The organism is Sphingobacterium sp. BIGb0116, from assembly GCF_024808035.1.
GTDB classification, from domain to species: Bacteria; Bacteroidota; Bacteroidia; order Sphingobacteriales; family Sphingobacteriaceae; genus Sphingobacterium; species Sphingobacterium paramultivorum.
This window is the reverse complement of the sequence record NZ_JANUDT010000003.1, coordinates 59,849-75,503: the sequence shown is the minus strand read 5'-3', so window position 1 is coordinate 75,503 and position 15,655 is coordinate 59,849. Positions and strand designations below refer to the sequence as shown.

Genomic DNA, 15,655 nt, shown 5'->3' with positions numbered 1-15,655 from the left:
CTGTCCGTAAGTTAGTGTGCTGAATATTTCAAAAATGGCAAATTTTAAAAAGACCTTCTATAAAAAAATAGACCATATCAACCAATGGCGTATGAGAAAAGTTTCTAATCGGAACTTTATCATCATCTTGGCCTTTTTGGTAGGTATTGTTGGCGGGCTCATGGCATCCGTTTTAAAAAGACTGACTCATTTTATTGCGACCAGTATTCAGAACGATATTGACTGGAAAGTAAAATATTCGTTGTACCTCGTTTTTCCATTAATCGGGATTCTGTTGAGTGTATTTTTTGTCCGAAAATTTATTAAAGGTAAAAAGATCGAACATGGCATAACACCCATTATCTACGCGATCAGCCGAAAAGGAAGCCGGCTTGACTCCAGTAATATCTATTCACAAGTTGTGACTTCAGCCATTACCGTTGGCTTTGGGGGATCTTGTGGTTTAGAGGCTCCGGTAGCCTTAGGCGGATCATCCATTGGTTCAAATATTGCACGTTTTTTTGGATTACAATATAAAGAAGTGACCATGCTACTGGCCTGCGGTGCAGCTGCAGGTATTGCTGGCGCATTCAATAGTCCTTTGGCAGGAATGATCTTTGCCATTGAAATTCTGCTACCCGAATTTTCCATTCCTGTGTTTATTCCACTGCTGATTTCCTCTGCAATGGCATCGGTGGTTTCGCGGCTGCTCTACAGTGAACCCCTATTTACGAACTTTAATTCCTACTGGCAGGTATCCGCCTTATTCTTCTACCTGCTAATGGCAGTACTGATAGGCTTATACACCGTATATTTTGCGCGCGTATCTGTCGTTGTCAACCAATGGTTTCGGAAAATCAAAAATCCTTACAACAAGGTTTGGGTGAGCGGTGTTGCGCTGGGTCTTATGATCCTGGTATTTCCGGCGCTATATGGCGAGGGCTATCTGACCATACAACAAATTTTGAATGGGCAGTTCAACGCAATTGTCAAAAATAGTTTATTCTCCGAATACCACAATATGGGTTTCGTAGTATTCGGTTATACCCTATTGACGCTCTTCGGAAAATCATTTGCCGCACTTTTTACCCTGAATGGTGGTGGCAATGGTGGCGTATTCGGCCCAAGCTTGGTGATGGGTGGACTATTGGGCTTTGCATTTTCTTATGGAATCAATCTGACAAGGTTTGCAGAGCTGAACGTTCCTAATTTTGTGGTAGCCGGCATGGCGGGCGCCCTGAGCGGCATCATGCATGCACCTTTAACCGGTATGTTCCTTATTGCAGAGGTGACCGGAGGCTATACATTGATGGTTCCTTTGATGCTTGTCTGTTCGATATCTTACCTCATCAATAGAACAGTGCTCAAACATTCGATCTATACCAAAGTGCTCGCAGAATCGGGAGACCTTATATCTTATGAAGATAAAGACCGTTCCGTATTGAGCATGATGCGCATCAAATACGTTCTGGAAACCAACTTTGTGATTTTACGTCCGGATGAAACCCCTAAATCTAGGCAGCACGATATTATTCACAGCAAACGAAATATATTTCCTATTGTGAGCCATGATGGCAAATTCATCGGGCTGGTCAACAGCGAATATCTATTCTCGATTCTACTTGGCGAATTGGATGGGTTGGATACAGCATTTGAAAAATTGGCTCAAAAACCCAATGACATCGTCCTTATTCATGAAAGTATGGAATCTGTGATGTCAAAAATGAACAAAGAAGACACTTGGATCCTCCCTGTGCTTGGATCTGAGCAAAAATATCTGGGCTTTGTATCCAAATCTAGCGTATTCAATAAATACAGGGCACTGCTAATCCGCCAGGGGCATTATCTTGAATAACAGTTATTCATTATTCAGCGGATTGTGCGTTATACCGAATTAGTCATGTAATGAAGTCGGTGTCCGCCGAACGCACAATAAAAACACAGTTAAAGATCATAGAAAACGTCTCCCTAGCAGGAAGACGTTTTATGGATCAATCGCTCAATAAGCTGATGTACTGAGCCGGAGCCTTCAGATTCAGGTTACAATTTCTGTGTAAACAGGAACTTCCACCTGGCAGCCTCATTTTCTATTAGTGCTCCAGTTCTTTCAGGTATTCGATCATGGCATCGAGGCTCTGCAGTAGCTTTTCACCTTCAAATCCCACCTTTCGAAAATGGATGTTCCCCTTTTTGTCCAGGATCAATGTTGTCGGAATGGATGTGATATCCAGCTTACTACTGAGCCTTTTATCGTGGTTGTAATAAAATGGAAAGTCAAATGCGGGATTGGCCTTTGCCCATTTGTAGGCATCGTCCCAGCTGTTTCCACTGCCCGAATTGAGTATCACGAACTTCACCTGCGGATCATCCGCATATTTTTTGTACACCTGATGCAAATAGGGAAATGAAGCGATGCAGGGCTTACACCAGGTAGCCCAAAAATCAATGATGACAATCTTGTCCTGGAGATCGGCTTTGAGCAAAGGTTTTTTGTCCATATCAACAATGCTAATGTCTTCTGGAAATGGCGTATTGCCGATGATTTTCTGAAACTCCTGGTAATACCCTTGTTTCCATTGCTTGTCAAGCTTGCTAAAATAAGCCTGCCGTTCGGCAGCATTGTCCATTCCGTTTTTAAGGATCGCTTTGTCGAGAAGCTGCCTGATCGCTGGGTCAAACGGGGCATACCGATAGGCTGCCTCCAATACGGGTATAGCGCTGTTCGGATCATTCCACTGCTGATACTGCATGGCCACTGCCCGGAGCAGTGCCGCCGATTTGAGTGTAGGGATACTTTTTGCAAACCAGTCTCGGGCCGCTTCGGACTGGTTTAACTGAGCAGCTATAAATCCCTGATTGGCCATAATTTCTGCTTTTACGGCAGTAAGCTTATCCGCCTTGGCCGGATCATGGGCCACCAGATAGCCCGTTTCGGGGAAATAGCGTATTAGACTCACGGGATAGACCGCAACACTGTCAAGTAGATATAAATTGAGTTTGGACGCATCCTGCAGCATCAGCTTATGATCTAAGAGCAGCTGCACATACTGATTGTATGCGCGCCATTTGTAGGGATCCTGCTCCCAACGGGTAATCAGCGGCAGGTATTTCTTGGCCTGTACGCTATCACCATGCCGCACATAGTAGGTAAAAAGATAGTCATAGGCACTGCCATAGGCCGCCTCATTATCGGCCGTCTTGAGGGAAAGAAGCTGCCCTATCTTGGCGACCACGGCGGTGGAATCCTGCTCGCGGAACAACTTATTGAGCCGATAACTTATCCCGATCTTCTTGTTGGGAAACTCGTTGATCACCACCTGGCGGATCGAATCCACTTTTTGGTTCTGCCCGAGTATCAGATAACCCATGGTCACCTTGTTGAGGTTCCCTTCAAAAAATGGATTGCTCCTGAATTTCTTTTCCACCACGGCCAAGCCCTTTTTCAAGAGCCGTTCCTGCTGGGCCGGACCAGCGTTTTTCATCTGTAGCACAATCAGCCGGAGCTGTGCTTCATAGTTATCGGGATATAGGCTCAGCTCTTTTTTGAGGTAATATTCCTGTGTAGCCAGGATATGATCTGAGGTTTTATCCTGGACCGGCACGCTGTATGATTTTCCCAGGTAATTGCCAGCGATCAGTTTCCCCTGCTTATAGACGTAGATCTCATACTGACTGCTATCGCTTGCCTGCTGTACAAATTTCTTGTCTTTGTCGGCGATCGTAAAGCAGGAAAAGTTGGCGTAGGCGGGCAGTTTAAAACGTACACGCCAGATTCCACCCTCTTGTTGCATGGCCATGCGGCTCGGGAACTCGTAAAAATTTGAATAGTTGAAATCCACGAAAAATGGCCCTTCCTTATGGGTAGCAGCAGATTTACCTGGGTCAAAGCTGATGGTCACGGTATCTCCGGCCGCTGCTTTTTGCGGCAAAATGCTCACTTGTGCCCGCAACAGCAGGTTTGCCTGTAGCAGGCACAGCAGCAATGCGTATTTGAATAGCTTAATCATTCTGTTGGAGATTAGCATTTGTGATTAGAATAGCACTTGCGATCGGTATTTTGATATCGCTTTCACTAAAGTCTGTTTTGACTTTTGAAAGTACAGGCAGGGCCCTATTTGTGCGCACCAGGTCAAACCAACGGTGGCCCCATTCACCGAGCAGCTCCAGCTGGCGTTCTTTCTCAAGCGCCAGGGCAATACCCGCCTTGTCCATCGTTTGTGGCAACGCAGCGAGGCCTGCACGTTCACGGATCTGATTGATATCTTGTAATGCCGCCTGCAACTTATTCTGGTTGAGCCGCGCTTCGGCACGGATCAGATACTGCTCGGCAAGGCGCAGAACGGTATTGTATTCGGTTACAGGTGTGCCCGTACGCAGCTTATATTTATATGGCATATAAAGCGTCTTATTACTTACCACATAAGGCTTTAACCACATTGCTTTACGTAAGTCATTCTCTTCATAGGCTGCTACCGAGGAATCATACACCTGATAATAACTCCGTGCTGTAGCTACTGTCGGAACGATGCTGAAACCTTCCCAGGTGTTGACCCCGGCAGTAGAAAGATTAACGGTCTGCAGCTGCCAGATGGCCTCTTTGCTCGTTTTCAAAAAAACGGTATTGAGGTCGCGCGACAGTTCGTACCGGTTATCCGCGATAACTTTGTCGGCCATTGCTTCGGCATTGGCCCAGTCGCCATGATACAGATAGACCCTGGCCAATAGCGCGTCAACCGCTTTTCTGTTGGGGCGGGTACGCTCATTGCCCTGATAGTCATCCGCAATATCGACAGCAGCTTTCTGCAGATCATCCACCATGAAAGCATAGAGCTCTTCCCTGGAGGCCGGACCTTTTCGGTTGTTGGCTTCCAGATCCTTGGTATCGGTGATGAGGGGCACTTTATTGAAGAGGTTGCTCAGGTAAAAGTAATTGAATACCCGCGTAAAACGGGCCTCGGCCGATAGCTGTGCCTTTACCGTACTGCTGAGCGCCGAGGCTTCAACACCCTCGATAATCTTATTGCTGTGGTTGATATAGCTATAGGGTTGCGACCAGAGCCGATCAAGATAAGAGGTTGCCGGGCTCAGTTTATTGTATTTGTACTCATCGTAGCTTGTAAAGGCTGAGTTGTAATCGTCGGCCAAACTGGACAGTACAATGGTCATCAGTCCACTGGCAAACTGGTTATTGTAATTGTTCATACTGGTATAGAGTCCGCCCACGGTTGCTGTGGCTGTCTTTTCGTCACTGAAGGCCGACTCTGCTGCTACTTCTGTCTTGGGTGGGTCCACGGCCAGAAATTTATTGCAGGAGATGTTAAGCAGTGGTGTTGCAAAAAGGCTGTAGATAATATATTTGTTCATGGGATAAGTCTTTAGTTTTATGATCATTAAAAAGTGAGCTGAACCGCAAATGTATACGTGCTCATGGATGGCGTGGCACTGTTCCGTACCGAACCAAAGGGATTGACATCCGAAACATAAGTACGGTCAAAACCAGGCATCTCGGGATCCATACCTCTGAAGCTTGTCCAGGTAAAGAGGTTCTGTGCATTGAACTGTACCACAGCGCGGCTCATATTGATCTTCTGTGCCCATTTGGAGATATCGTAACTGAGCGATACATTTTTTAAGCGAATAAAAGAAGCATCGTCCCATACGGCCGTAGAATACCGGTAATAATTACGGTAAGCCAGGTTGGCTTCGTTGGCGCTGTTAGCCGTAGCGCGTGGCACATCGGTCACATCTCCGGGCTGCTGCCAACGGTTTAACACATATTCATCCAGGTTGCCCAATCCGCCAATGGTCGTTGCCTGTGGACCATATCCAATGGATGGTCCCTCCTGTTTGACAAACTGAAATAGAAATCCAAGACTCACATTACCATAACTTAGATTATTGCCGATACCACCATAGTACTTGGGCAGCAGTGATCCCAAGGTTACATAATCATTGAAATCACTGATTTTCCCATCGCCATCCACATCCCGGAATTGGGCGACCCCGGTTTGTGGATCCACTCCCGTAAACTGAAATCCACGGACGATACGTGTGGACTCGCCAATGACGTACCGCCGCACATCACTGCTACTCGCCAGGCCGGGATATTCTAGCAGGGTATTGGACGGGAAAGTGATATTGAAATTGGTTTTCCAGCTGAACTTTTCCTTTTGGATATTCACACTGCTCAGCTCAAACTCCAAGCCTTTATTTTCGATCAGGGCCGGCATATTACCAAAATACGAACTGAAGCCCGTCTGCGGTGCTAGCACAATATTGATCAACTGATTATCCGATCTATTGTTGTAATAATTGGCCGTGAGGAAAATACGATCCCTGAAAAATCCAAGGTCGAGCCCCAGTTCTTTCTTTTTGATTTCTTCCCATCCAAAATTGGGATTAAACACCCGTGTCGGATAAAGCCCCGTGATGCCCTGGTAGGCAAAGCCTGTGCCCCAGGTATCCAGGTACTGGTAATCACCGATCTGGTCATTGCCCGTCACCCCCCAGCTGGCACGTAGCTTACCGAAGCTTAAGATAGACTGATCCTGGAGAAATTCTTCGCTGCTGAACACCCAGGCTGCACCGATCGACCCAAAATTACCGTACTTATTGTTGGGCCCAAAGCGGGAAGAGCCATCCCTTCGGTAGCTGAAATTCAACAGATATTTATCGGCATAGGCATAATTTAGACGACCAAATGCAGACTGGTAACGGTAATCTGCATACTGATTGTTGCGGTTCACAAGGATACCTGCAGCACCGATATTGTTTAGCTGCGAATCACTCGGGTAACTGCTGCCATCGAAGTATTTCCCTTCGCTGACCCTTTGCTGCCAGGTACCACCCAAAAGCAGTTTAAAATCATGTTTACCAATTGTTTTGCTGTAGTTTAATTGCGGTTCAATGATATAGGACTGATAATCCGAATTCCCGTAAGAGGCCATGGAACCCGTGCTCGTCAATGGATTAAATCCCGCATTGGGCAGCAAGCGCGTCTGGTCCATGCTTTTGAGGTTATACCCTACATTGACTTTTGCGACCAGTTCGGGTAAGATCGCATATTCGGCAGAAAAGTTGGCCAGCAGGGATTTTGATTTCGAAACACTCGAGCGCTCCATATAGGCGGCGGGATTCTGCAAACTCTGTTGGAACCAATAATAGTCTCCCTTTTCATCATATAAAGGATAATTGGGCGCCAGGTTATAAAACTGGGCAATATCTGTCGGCACTGTATTGTTACGGTCCAGGTTGAGGTTGAAACTACTGTTGAGCTTAAATCGCTGATCTTTGGATTGCGTAGACAAGTTCAACAGCGCACCACCGCGCTGATAATTCTTATTGCCGGGCAAGGGATCCCCCTGACGATTGAAATTGGCACTGGCCAGGTATTGGGTATTTTCGTTTCCTCCGGAAAATGACAGCTGATAGGTCGAGAAAGGGGCCGATGCGCCATAAAACTCCTTCTGCCAGTCGCTGTAGGCGGACTGATCCCAGGTGAGCAGATCCGGCGCATTATCTGCTGTCGCCGTCCAGTTATCATTTTTAAAGCCTTCCTTCCGGATGTCCAAATATTGTTCCGTATTGAGCATCTTCAAGTTGCGAATGGCCTTGCCAGAGCCCACATTGGCATTAAAGTCTATTTTAAGTCCGCCCTTATTTCCTTTTTTCGTTGTGATCAGGATCACACCATTCCCACCCCGGGAGCCATAGATGGCTGTCGCATCCGCATCTTTAAGTACATCGATTCGTTCAATATCCTTGGGATTGATCAGGCTGAGCGGGCTTTGGTTGCCATTGGCAGCGGTAAACTGATTCATGCTTTCGTCCGAAAATGGAATACCGTCGATAATGTACAGCGGGCTGCTGCCATTGCTCAAAGAATTGACACCACGCAGCTGCACCTGAAAGGAGCTGCCCGGCAAGCCCGAATTGGATGCGATATTGAGTCCCGCAACGCGCCCCTGCAATGCAGCCAGAGGATCTAGTACCGGTTGTGTTTCGATCTCCCTGCTGGTGACGCTGGATACCGAACCCGTATTTTTGCGTATCGAAGATGTCCCGTAACCGATAACCACCACTTCATCCAGGTTGCCCGGATCTAGCTCAAGGCTTATTTCCATAATGCCCTTGTCCGCTACCTTCACTTCCTTGCTGCGGTAGCCCACATAACTCAAAAGTAAGATATCATCCTGTTGCAGTCCGTTTAAACTAAAGCGCCCGCTGGCATCGGTGACCGTACTGGCTATCTTGTTTTTAACCCGAACACTGACCCCTTCAAGCGCTGCACCGGCCCCATTGCTGACGCGACCAGAGACGGTCATCTGCAGCGCCTTTGCTCCCCCCTTCCCCTGGAGCACGATGGTGTTTTTGATGATTTGATAGCGGATACCCTTAGCCGAGAATGCCTGTTTAAGTAGCTCGGGGATATTGGCATTGTTTAAATTGACATCGAAAGGCAGGTCGGGGTTAATTTCATGGGGATCATACACAAAGCGATAATCGCTGCGCTGCTCAATGGCTTTGACAAGCTGTTTAAATTGAACATGGTCAGATGCCTTGTCTGCCTGCTGGCTAAAGGCATAGCCATTGACATGCATCAGCATCAATAGCAGTGTTTTTACGGATTGTTTCATAGGGTATTTAGATTGAAAATGCGTTTGTTTGGGTTTGGTTAGGGAACAAGGACGAGTCGGTCCTTGTCGATGGTATAGTTTATGCCGGCGAACCGTAATATCTTGAGTACTTCTTCAAAGGACTCTTTTTTGCTGATTTTCCCGCTAAGGACTTTGTTTTTATAGACGGGCGACAGGCTATAGGTAAAATTGTACCAACGGGAAAGATCGGCCAAAATCTCGGGAAGCGGTGTCTGGTCAAATTCAAAGTAACCGTCTTTCCAATTAGCAGCATCCTGTTGTGTATTTTGCTGCTTTCGCTGGAAGGCACCGTTCAGCACATTCAGTTCGATCGACTGTCCAGGTAGCAGAATCTCCTGAAGATCCGCATTGCTGACCCGTATTTTACCTTCGTCGAGCTGTGTGGTTAAGAGCTGGCTATCGTTTGCGTATAACTTCACGTTGAAAGCGGTTCCCAAGGCTTCAATGCTGGTGTTGCCGACATGAACAATAAAAGGTTTGGCTTTATTTTTTGCCACCTTAAAATAAGCTTCACCCGTTAGGAATACCGAGCGTTCCTTGAGGTCGTATCCCGGTCCTATTTCCAGCTTGCTGTCTGCATTTAGCCATACGGTGGTACCATCGGGAAGTTCCATTTTGAATTCTTGCCCCTTTTTGGTCTTGACTGCCAGGTTATCCCCCTTCCCCTGCGCCATGTAGGCCGGGTTAAACGGTTTCTTTTCGTCCAGGCTAACCACTTCATTGCCAATCAGCAGATCGGCCTGGAATTGACCGACACTAAAAGGCAGTGGCTGTGGCGACTGTTGGTGCTGAGAAAAGAAGTACAGCGCTGCACCTGCCATCATAAAGAATACAATACTGGCAGCCACCTTCAAATAGGCCCTGCGGTGGCGATTAGTCCTTAATTCGGGTCCAAAAATATGCTGTTGGAAATACCGGTCTTCGGCAGCCAGATCAAGTTCCGGGATATCCTTGTCGTTGTTTTTCTGACTGAGCTGATTGTACCAACTTTCGACAAGTGCAATTTCCTCGGCGCTGCACATCCCCTGCCGATACCTCTGCAGTAATTGTTTCGATAATCGTTGTTTCATAGGTTCTATCCTGTTTACCGTTTAGAAGACAGGATAGTACCCCTTTAGTGGTAGAAAAAAATGAAAATAGTTCGAATTTTTTTTCTCAAAAGCGTCAACGCATTGTAAATCTGCTTTTTGACAGTCTGTTCGGAGATCTCAAGTTCCGCGGCAATCTCCCGATAACTCCGCTGCTCGAAACGACTTTTTTTGAAGATCAAAGCCATTTTGCGGGGCAGCTTTTCAATCGCTTGATCGATCTGCTTGGCCAATTCTTTCTCGCGCAGCAACTCGTCGGGCATAATTTCAGGAGTTGATGCGGCATGCTCCAGGTAATGTTCATATTTCCGGCCCACATCCTGGCTGGCGATACGATTGATGACCAAATTACGGGCCGAACGAAAAAGATACGCCTGATAAGAATGTTCAATTTCGAGCCGTTCCATGCGGTCCCAGAGATTGGCGAAAATTTCCTGTACAATGTCACGGGCTTCGTCACGATCGTCTAACATCCGAAACACATGCACATACAACTTCACCCAATTTTCTTCGTAAAGTTGGGTAAACAATTGTCGGACATGTGTAACACTCATCTGCTGGTTTAGTTATTGTTGATCAGTCAAAATTAGGCTTTATTTTTAGGAAAGTCAATTTATGATGGATTTCTAATGAAACCTGTAAAATAATGCAACAGACTATCTCTCTTAAAATTTAACTTTGCACGCATTGGAATTGATTATTATTTGTCCAGATCGTACAGGTATCGCCATGAGGTCACGTACTCCCAGAGCTGGCCCGGCAACCTGGTCTCCATTCTATTTTCCTTACGATTGAGCAATTCATCAAAATCTCTGGACATGACAAATACCCTGAGGTTAGCCTGGTCAATCAGGGTGAGGTAATGTGCTAATACCTGTTTTATTTCCGTTGCATTCTGGTCATCCGTAACAGCAATATCCCGATCCACTTCACGGTCAAATAAGGCGTCAGGTATGCCTTCGACCACCAGTTTAACCACTTTACCTTCGGTATGCCAAGTCAGGGCGATATTGATATGGATACCGGAGATATCCCCATCTTCAAACTTTTTTGGTAGGCCAAAATAACTTAGTTTGGCCGATGGAAATTGACTGGAAATTTTATTGAAAACTTCCGTAATGGCATTTACAGGCATGTATTTTTGGCGGAGACCCATGCCTTGGTTACGATTGTTGGAATCTACATAAAATTCGAGGTTATCGAAGGTGGTATTTCCGATTTTGGCGGCTATACTTTCCGACAGCAACATATTCTCGATGCCAAAAGTTTTAAAATGCTGCAAAGAGTCATTTCTGCTCAATATAGCAGACTGATATACAACAGCCGTTTTATCGGAGGATTGCGTCAGCTCGTCGGCAAGTTGGATGGGATTGATCAAATCCATGGTCGCCATATCCTGTAGGTAAAGCGGCCGCATTTTGTTAAAGTCGAGTCCGGTAGCGTCCCATGGCAGCCTACTTTCCAACACTTTCCGGCGCTCCTGTTTTAGGGCAGCAGTCGCCTTTTCATAGGCGGCCTTTGAGATAGGAATATAGTTGAGCACAAATTTTTTATCTTCATCACCTGTTCCCTGATAATAAAAATTGATGCGAAGCGTATCTTTGCCGCTTTTTATGCCATAGATACTGTCCAATAGCCTATTGTTGAGCAACTTTATCCGCGTATTGGTAAAAGAAGTGAATTCCTGTTTTTGTATCCTCTTTTCATCTGGATAAGGGATGAGAATATCATTTCCTTTTACGGCCAGATAAGGGAAAGCTTTGATCAGCATTTCCATGTAGCTCAGCGTTATTCCACGCATCGGCTCGCGGTTGATCTTATTGGAGGATACCGCCACCCAATAAGCTCCCTGATCCTGTGCCTGACAAGCTGTCGAAGAAAGTAAAATACTGCATATTAATATTCCGATGTATCTCATGAAGGCGTGCATTATGTGATCCCGAAAATAGACAAATTATCTATTAAACAGCTTCTATCGGGAAAAAGTTCTAATTTGATCGGCAGAAGAAATTAGAACAAAACTTGCTAAAGAACAGAGTTGGTTAGTTAACCACAGATCGCCTTTTGTTACATTTAATTTATTTTGCGATCTGCTTCACGCTAGATATACCGATCGCTGAACATTCAAATTTTACGCCCGGATCCCATAAAGAAGGTATATTTTCGTTCAATTGTCAGGATGTTGACAAGGCCATCGGCTGAACGAAGCAGACCCTGTTTCGTATTTTTTTTTGTAAATTATCTCACTATGAAAATAGTAGACATCACAAAAGACACTTTAATCAGTGCTCAGAAAGAAGGATTTACCGTATTAATCACCAAATTTAGTTCAGATCCGTTAAACCCAACCTGGATTGTCGATAAGGTTGAAAACGACAAAATAGAAGCTAGCAAAAAAGCACTGAGCGAAAGCTACCAGCTATGCTATTCCATTAAAGAAGCTATACTGACGATTGATAATCGCCCTTTCATCGGAAAGTTACAGCTAAGCCATTAATTGCGTTTGATCAATCAATCATGCAATACGCAATCGGAAGACTGTGTTGTTTCGCTACCCCATTACGAGGATGCCCAATAAAGCAGAATTTCTGCAAAAACATGCGTAAGAATTACTAAAACCACAATTATAGCAAAGAGGACCAAACTATCGTTAAGTTTGGTCCTCTTACTATTTCTATTAATCCAAATCAAATACTTTGGATAAAAATTCCCCTTGACAATAATCAGTAGACTATACAGAATTTCATAATTGACAGTATTTTCAAAACTATACCTAAAGATAGTACGAATTCAATCACCTGGTAACCGGACGATCAATAGAGGCTAGCGCGAGCTACATGACTTTCTCTACTAACGGATATAAATCAACAAGGTCAAACGGCTTTGCTAGAAAGGCATCTGCTCCCCATCCGGAGGCAACTCTTTGCCCTTTACCACTTGCTGGCATCATGATAATGGGCAAGTGTATATGTTGTTGCGCTGTTTTTAGCTCGCGCACAACCTCGTCACCTGTTAACCAGGGCATCTGTAGGTCAATTATTAGGAGATCGGGTTGAGTACTATTAATTAGGGTAATAAGTTCCGTACTTTTTGACGTGTTGATACCTAGTCAAGAGCCAGAAGTTCAAAATACGGGGTTTTAAAAAAAATTTTTATACTTTTTAAGGATTTATTATAATTGTAATTCGTATTCAAACGCATTTTAAAGATGCAATTCTAAATTTTAACGGATTATTATGTCATTCTTGGATCATGTGCTCCAACCGCCTTCTTATGGGTGGAAAGATTCAAATGGAGAACTTGTCAAACCAACACGTAGCGAAATACTACGTGAATTTTTTAAACGATTAAATGTTTTTAGAGACAGGAAAAACTGGCTACCCTTTTTTAGCTGGTTAAAAGTGCTATGCCTCATTCCCTTCTTTTTCATATTTATCACAAGCTACTTTACCTGGTGGACCTTACTGGCCACTTTCATCTATAGTATGATTATTATGGGTACCCATGGGACGATATGGCACCATCGGTACTGTACACATCGGGCTTATAAATTCAGAAATCCGCTCTGGCGCTTCCTTACGCAGAATCTTACCATTAATGTGATTCCTGAAGAGATCTATGTCATATCGCACCATGTGCACCACGCCAAATCGGATCAACCGGGCGACCCTTATAATGCGGAGGCTGGATTTCTTTATTGCTTTCTAGCAGATGTCAATCATCAACCGATATCAAAGACCTTGAGCGAAAGCGAGTATAATCGGGTGAAATTACTCATGCAGCATACCGGCGTGCCCGCCAATTCATATGCGCAGTACAAAGTCTGGGGATCCTATGTCAACCCTTTATATGCTGTAATCTCATGGGTTTTGAACTGGTCTTTTTGGTACTTATTATTCTACCTTATTGGCGGGCATGCACTCGCTTGCAGTCTTTTTGGTGCCGCCGGATTTTGGGCTATCGGTGTACGTACATTCAATTATGAAGGGCATGCCAAAGGAAAAGATAAACAACGACAGGGAATCGATTACAGTGTTAACGATAAGTCCATCAATCAGCTCTGGCCAGGAATAGTCGCGGGTGAATGGCACAATAATCACCACTTATTTCCAAAAAGCGCGCGCAGCGGATTTAAACCTCATCAGGTCGATCTTGCATGGTATTATATCAAGCTGATGCATATGCTAGGAGCGGTGACCGCCTATCGTGATGACAAGAAACGTTTTTATGAACAATACCATAATCCCTATCTTAAATCAGTTAGAAAATAGAAGTCTTCGGTTGAAGAAAATAAAAAACTTTGTTTTTCAATAATTTATAACTACATTTGAATAATAATCAGGCTTCTGCCATTACTTCTTCTGACACTTTTGAGTTTACTCTTTCTTCTCAGTCTTCGTTTTTCCAGCTGCTATTTTGTTATCAACATATGAAGTCAATTGCCTTTTTCAGATTGATAGTGTCAATACGAAAAATTACAAACTTCATTTTTTGTTGACAGATCGATTTATCCTTTACCAACGCGTAGGGTTAAAGGAAAGGTATGCAGCAAAAGAGTTCTAATAAATACATAATTTAATACATATATACAATGCAACAAGGAACAGTAAAATTCTTTAATGACACCAAAGGTTTTGGTTTTATTACACCAACAGATGGCGGTCAAGATGTTTTCGTACACTCGTCAGGTTTAATCAATCATGTACGTGAAAACGATACTGTAACATTCGATCTAGAGAACGGTAAAAAGGGCATTAACGCAGTTAATGTGCGAATAGCATAATTAAGTAGGAAGTTTAAAAACTTCTTTAAGTTAAGTTCAGCAGATAACATTTATGTTATCTGTTTTTTTTTGTTAAAAAATTAGGCAAAAATGACGGCCTAAGCCCCCTACTAGCCTACATTGCTATCAGCTCACTGATAGCATTACTTTTGTTCTGTTTCTCCTAACTGAAAATTGCGCGTTCCCCTGTTTTTTGTATCCGCTTTTTTCCTATATTTACGCGATAAATTTCAATAGAAATGACGAAAAAGAAGGCTATAGTTATTCAAGATAATGAAGATATCTTGAATATCATGGATGAGGTCTTAGTTGATGAGGGTTTTGATGTGATCCCATCGCTTACAACTGAACCAATAGAAGAGCTTGCAGATATTGATCCCGACATTCTTATTGTGGATGACCATATTAAAGGAAGTAAAAAAGGATCCGAAGTGATCAAGGAACTCAAAGCTGATCCAGATACCGAAGAACTTCCATCTGTCCTGACATCGACAGCCAACGATATTGCAAAAGTTGCTGCGGACTGTAAAGCCGACGATTTTATTCAAAAACCCTTTGATTTAGATCATATGGTCGATGTGGTTAAAAAAAATAGTTAAAACAGCATAAAAATATACGTGACGTACGGAGCGCTTCAAAAGGAACTAAAATTGAAACGCAAGTTAAAAAGACGATGTTAATGATTCATGATTTTCTCAGCATGTCGGGGTTGAGCAGGCCATCAACACTTTATTGAGCAATTCAGTCAGCTTCGTTAAGTCATCTTCCTTCAAGATTTTAGCAGCTTCTTTGGCCACTGTTTCCCTAAAATTCTCCGAATTATCGATGATGAATCTACCTTTTTCCGTTACACTTAAGTTGAAAATCCTGCGGTCGGCAGCAGACTGTTGTTGTTCGACCAGGTTATTCGCTATCAAAAATTTGAGCTGCTTGGAAACAGCAGGCGGACTTACATTAAACGCCTGTGCAATCTCCTTGACGATACAATGATCGTGGCGGTAAATATATTCGATTATATTATAGTGGGTCGCTGTTACACCATTGATGTCGCCCCTATTCATATTTGCCAAGATGAAGCATTGTAAATCAGTAAACACTTCATAAAATTTCTGTTCGGTTTTGTTCATCGCCAACAAAATAGTTAACTT

General features: G+C 44.1%; 13 protein-coding genes. 5 read left to right on the top strand and 8 right to left on the bottom strand.

Going from position 1 to position 15,655, the window contains the following annotated elements; translation table 11 throughout:
• Positions 1-34 precede the first annotated feature (34 nt).
• Positions 35-1,834: a chloride channel protein gene (locus M2419_RS09200; RefSeq protein ID WP_153847770.1), complete on the top strand. Its 1,800-nt coding sequence runs from the start codon at positions 35-37 to the stop codon at positions 1,832-1,834.
• A 235-nt stretch (positions 1,835-2,069) separates the two neighbouring features.
• Here M2419_RS09200 and M2419_RS09195 read toward each other — a convergent pair whose 3' ends face one another.
• The 6 genes from M2419_RS09195 to M2419_RS09170 all read right to left on the bottom strand — a co-directional run bounded on the left by M2419_RS09195 (position 2,070) and on the right by M2419_RS09170 (position 11,642).
• Positions 2,070-3,986 carry a TlpA disulfide reductase family protein gene (locus M2419_RS09195; protein WP_159727051.1) on the bottom strand — a complete coding sequence of 639 codons (1,917 nt, stop codon included), beginning with the start codon at positions 3,984-3,986 and terminating at the stop codon, positions 2,070-2,072.
• Positions 3,979-5,343 (bottom strand): RagB/SusD family nutrient uptake outer membrane protein, encoded by a 1,365-nt coding sequence (locus tag M2419_RS09190; protein WP_159727053.1) that lies wholly within the window; start codon positions 5,341-5,343, stop codon positions 3,979-3,981. Before M2419_RS09190 ends, M2419_RS09195 begins: the two co-directional genes overlap by 8 nt.
• 26 nt (positions 5,344-5,369) lie before the next feature.
• Positions 5,370-8,615: a TonB-dependent receptor gene (locus M2419_RS09185; protein ID WP_259254848.1), complete on the bottom strand. Its 3,246-nt coding sequence runs from the start codon at positions 8,613-8,615 to the stop codon at positions 5,370-5,372.
• Between the two features lie 38 nt (positions 8,616-8,653).
• Positions 8,654-9,706: a FecR family protein gene (locus M2419_RS09180; protein WP_259254847.1), complete on the bottom strand. Its 1,053-nt coding sequence runs from the start codon at positions 9,704-9,706 to the stop codon at positions 8,654-8,656.
• Between the two features lie 44 nt (positions 9,707-9,750).
• Positions 9,751-10,278 carry an RNA polymerase sigma-70 factor gene (locus M2419_RS09175; RefSeq protein ID WP_153847775.1) on the bottom strand — a complete coding sequence of 176 codons (528 nt, stop codon included), beginning with the start codon at positions 10,276-10,278 and terminating at the stop codon, positions 9,751-9,753.
• A 146-nt stretch (positions 10,279-10,424) separates the two neighbouring features.
• Positions 10,425-11,642: a hypothetical protein gene (locus M2419_RS09170; RefSeq protein WP_153847776.1), complete on the bottom strand. Its 1,218-nt coding sequence runs from the start codon at positions 11,640-11,642 to the stop codon at positions 10,425-10,427.
• 330 nt (positions 11,643-11,972) lie between these two features.
• Here M2419_RS09170 and M2419_RS09165 point away from each other — a divergent pair, with 330 nt between their 5' ends.
• Positions 11,973-12,221, top strand: coding sequence for a hypothetical protein (locus M2419_RS09165; RefSeq protein WP_120336124.1), 249 nt, complete (start codon positions 11,973-11,975; stop codon positions 12,219-12,221).
• A gap of 336 nt (positions 12,222-12,557) precedes the next feature.
• Here M2419_RS09165 and M2419_RS09160 read toward each other — a convergent pair whose 3' ends face one another.
• Entirely contained in the window at positions 12,558-12,827 is a 270-nt protein-coding gene (locus M2419_RS09160; RefSeq protein ID WP_153847777.1) for a PleD family two-component system response regulator, read from the bottom strand.
• 133 nt (positions 12,828-12,960) lie between these two features.
• Here M2419_RS09160 and M2419_RS09155 point away from each other — a divergent pair, with 133 nt between their 5' ends.
• The 3 genes from M2419_RS09155 to M2419_RS09145 all read left to right on the top strand — a co-directional run bounded on the left by M2419_RS09155 (position 12,961) and on the right by M2419_RS09145 (position 15,106).
• Positions 12,961-13,995, top strand: a complete 1,035-nt coding sequence (locus tag M2419_RS09155; protein ID WP_153847778.1) for a fatty acid desaturase — start codon at positions 12,961-12,963, stop codon at positions 13,993-13,995.
• Between the two features lie 320 nt (positions 13,996-14,315).
• Positions 14,316-14,507 carry a cold-shock protein gene (locus M2419_RS09150; protein WP_070566563.1) on the top strand — a complete coding sequence of 64 codons (192 nt, stop codon included), beginning with the start codon at positions 14,316-14,318 and terminating at the stop codon, positions 14,505-14,507.
• Between the two features lie 239 nt (positions 14,508-14,746).
• Positions 14,747-15,106 carry a two-component system response regulator gene (locus M2419_RS09145; protein ID WP_153847779.1) on the top strand — a complete coding sequence of 120 codons (360 nt, stop codon included), beginning with the start codon at positions 14,747-14,749 and terminating at the stop codon, positions 15,104-15,106.
• Positions 15,107-15,202: 96 nt separating this feature from the next.
• Here M2419_RS09145 and M2419_RS09140 read toward each other — a convergent pair whose 3' ends face one another.
• Positions 15,203-15,634, bottom strand: a complete 432-nt coding sequence (locus M2419_RS09140; protein ID WP_259254844.1) for a MarR family winged helix-turn-helix transcriptional regulator — start codon at positions 15,632-15,634, stop codon at positions 15,203-15,205.
• Positions 15,635-15,655: the final 21 nt, after the last annotated feature.

Bases quoted from the DNA above. Each gene is read 5' to 3' on its own strand.
- M2419_RS09180 (WP_259254847.1), bottom strand. From the start codon at position 9,706: ATGAAACAACGATTATCGAAACAATTACTGCAGAGGTATCGGCAGGGG.
- M2419_RS09150 (WP_070566563.1), top strand. From the start codon at position 14,316: ATGCAACAAGGAACAGTAAAATTCTTTAATGACACCAAAGGTTTTGGT.
- M2419_RS09190 (WP_159727053.1), bottom strand. From the start codon at position 5,343: ATGAACAAATATATTATCTACAGCCTTTTTGCAACACCACTGCTTAAC.
- M2419_RS09170 (WP_153847776.1), bottom strand. From the start codon at position 11,642: ATGAGATACATCGGAATATTAATATGCAGTATTTTACTTTCTTCGACA.
- M2419_RS09140 (WP_259254844.1), bottom strand. From the start codon at position 15,634: ATGAACAAAACCGAACAGAAATTTTATGAAGTGTTTACTGATTTACAA.
- M2419_RS09145 (WP_153847779.1), top strand. From the start codon at position 14,747: ATGACGAAAAAGAAGGCTATAGTTATTCAAGATAATGAAGATATCTTG.
- M2419_RS09195 (WP_159727051.1), bottom strand. From the start codon at position 3,986: ATGATTAAGCTATTCAAATACGCATTGCTGCTGTGCCTGCTACAGGCA.
- M2419_RS09200 (WP_153847770.1), top strand. From the start codon at position 35: ATGGCAAATTTTAAAAAGACCTTCTATAAAAAAATAGACCATATCAAC.
- M2419_RS09185 (WP_259254848.1), bottom strand. From the start codon at position 8,615: ATGAAACAATCCGTAAAAACACTGCTATTGATGCTGATGCATGTCAAT.
- M2419_RS09165 (WP_120336124.1), top strand. From the start codon at position 11,973: ATGAAAATAGTAGACATCACAAAAGACACTTTAATCAGTGCTCAGAAA.
- M2419_RS09175 (WP_153847775.1), bottom strand. From the start codon at position 10,278: ATGAGTGTTACACATGTCCGACAATTGTTTACCCAACTTTACGAAGAA.
- M2419_RS09155 (WP_153847778.1), top strand. From the start codon at position 12,961: ATGTCATTCTTGGATCATGTGCTCCAACCGCCTTCTTATGGGTGGAAA.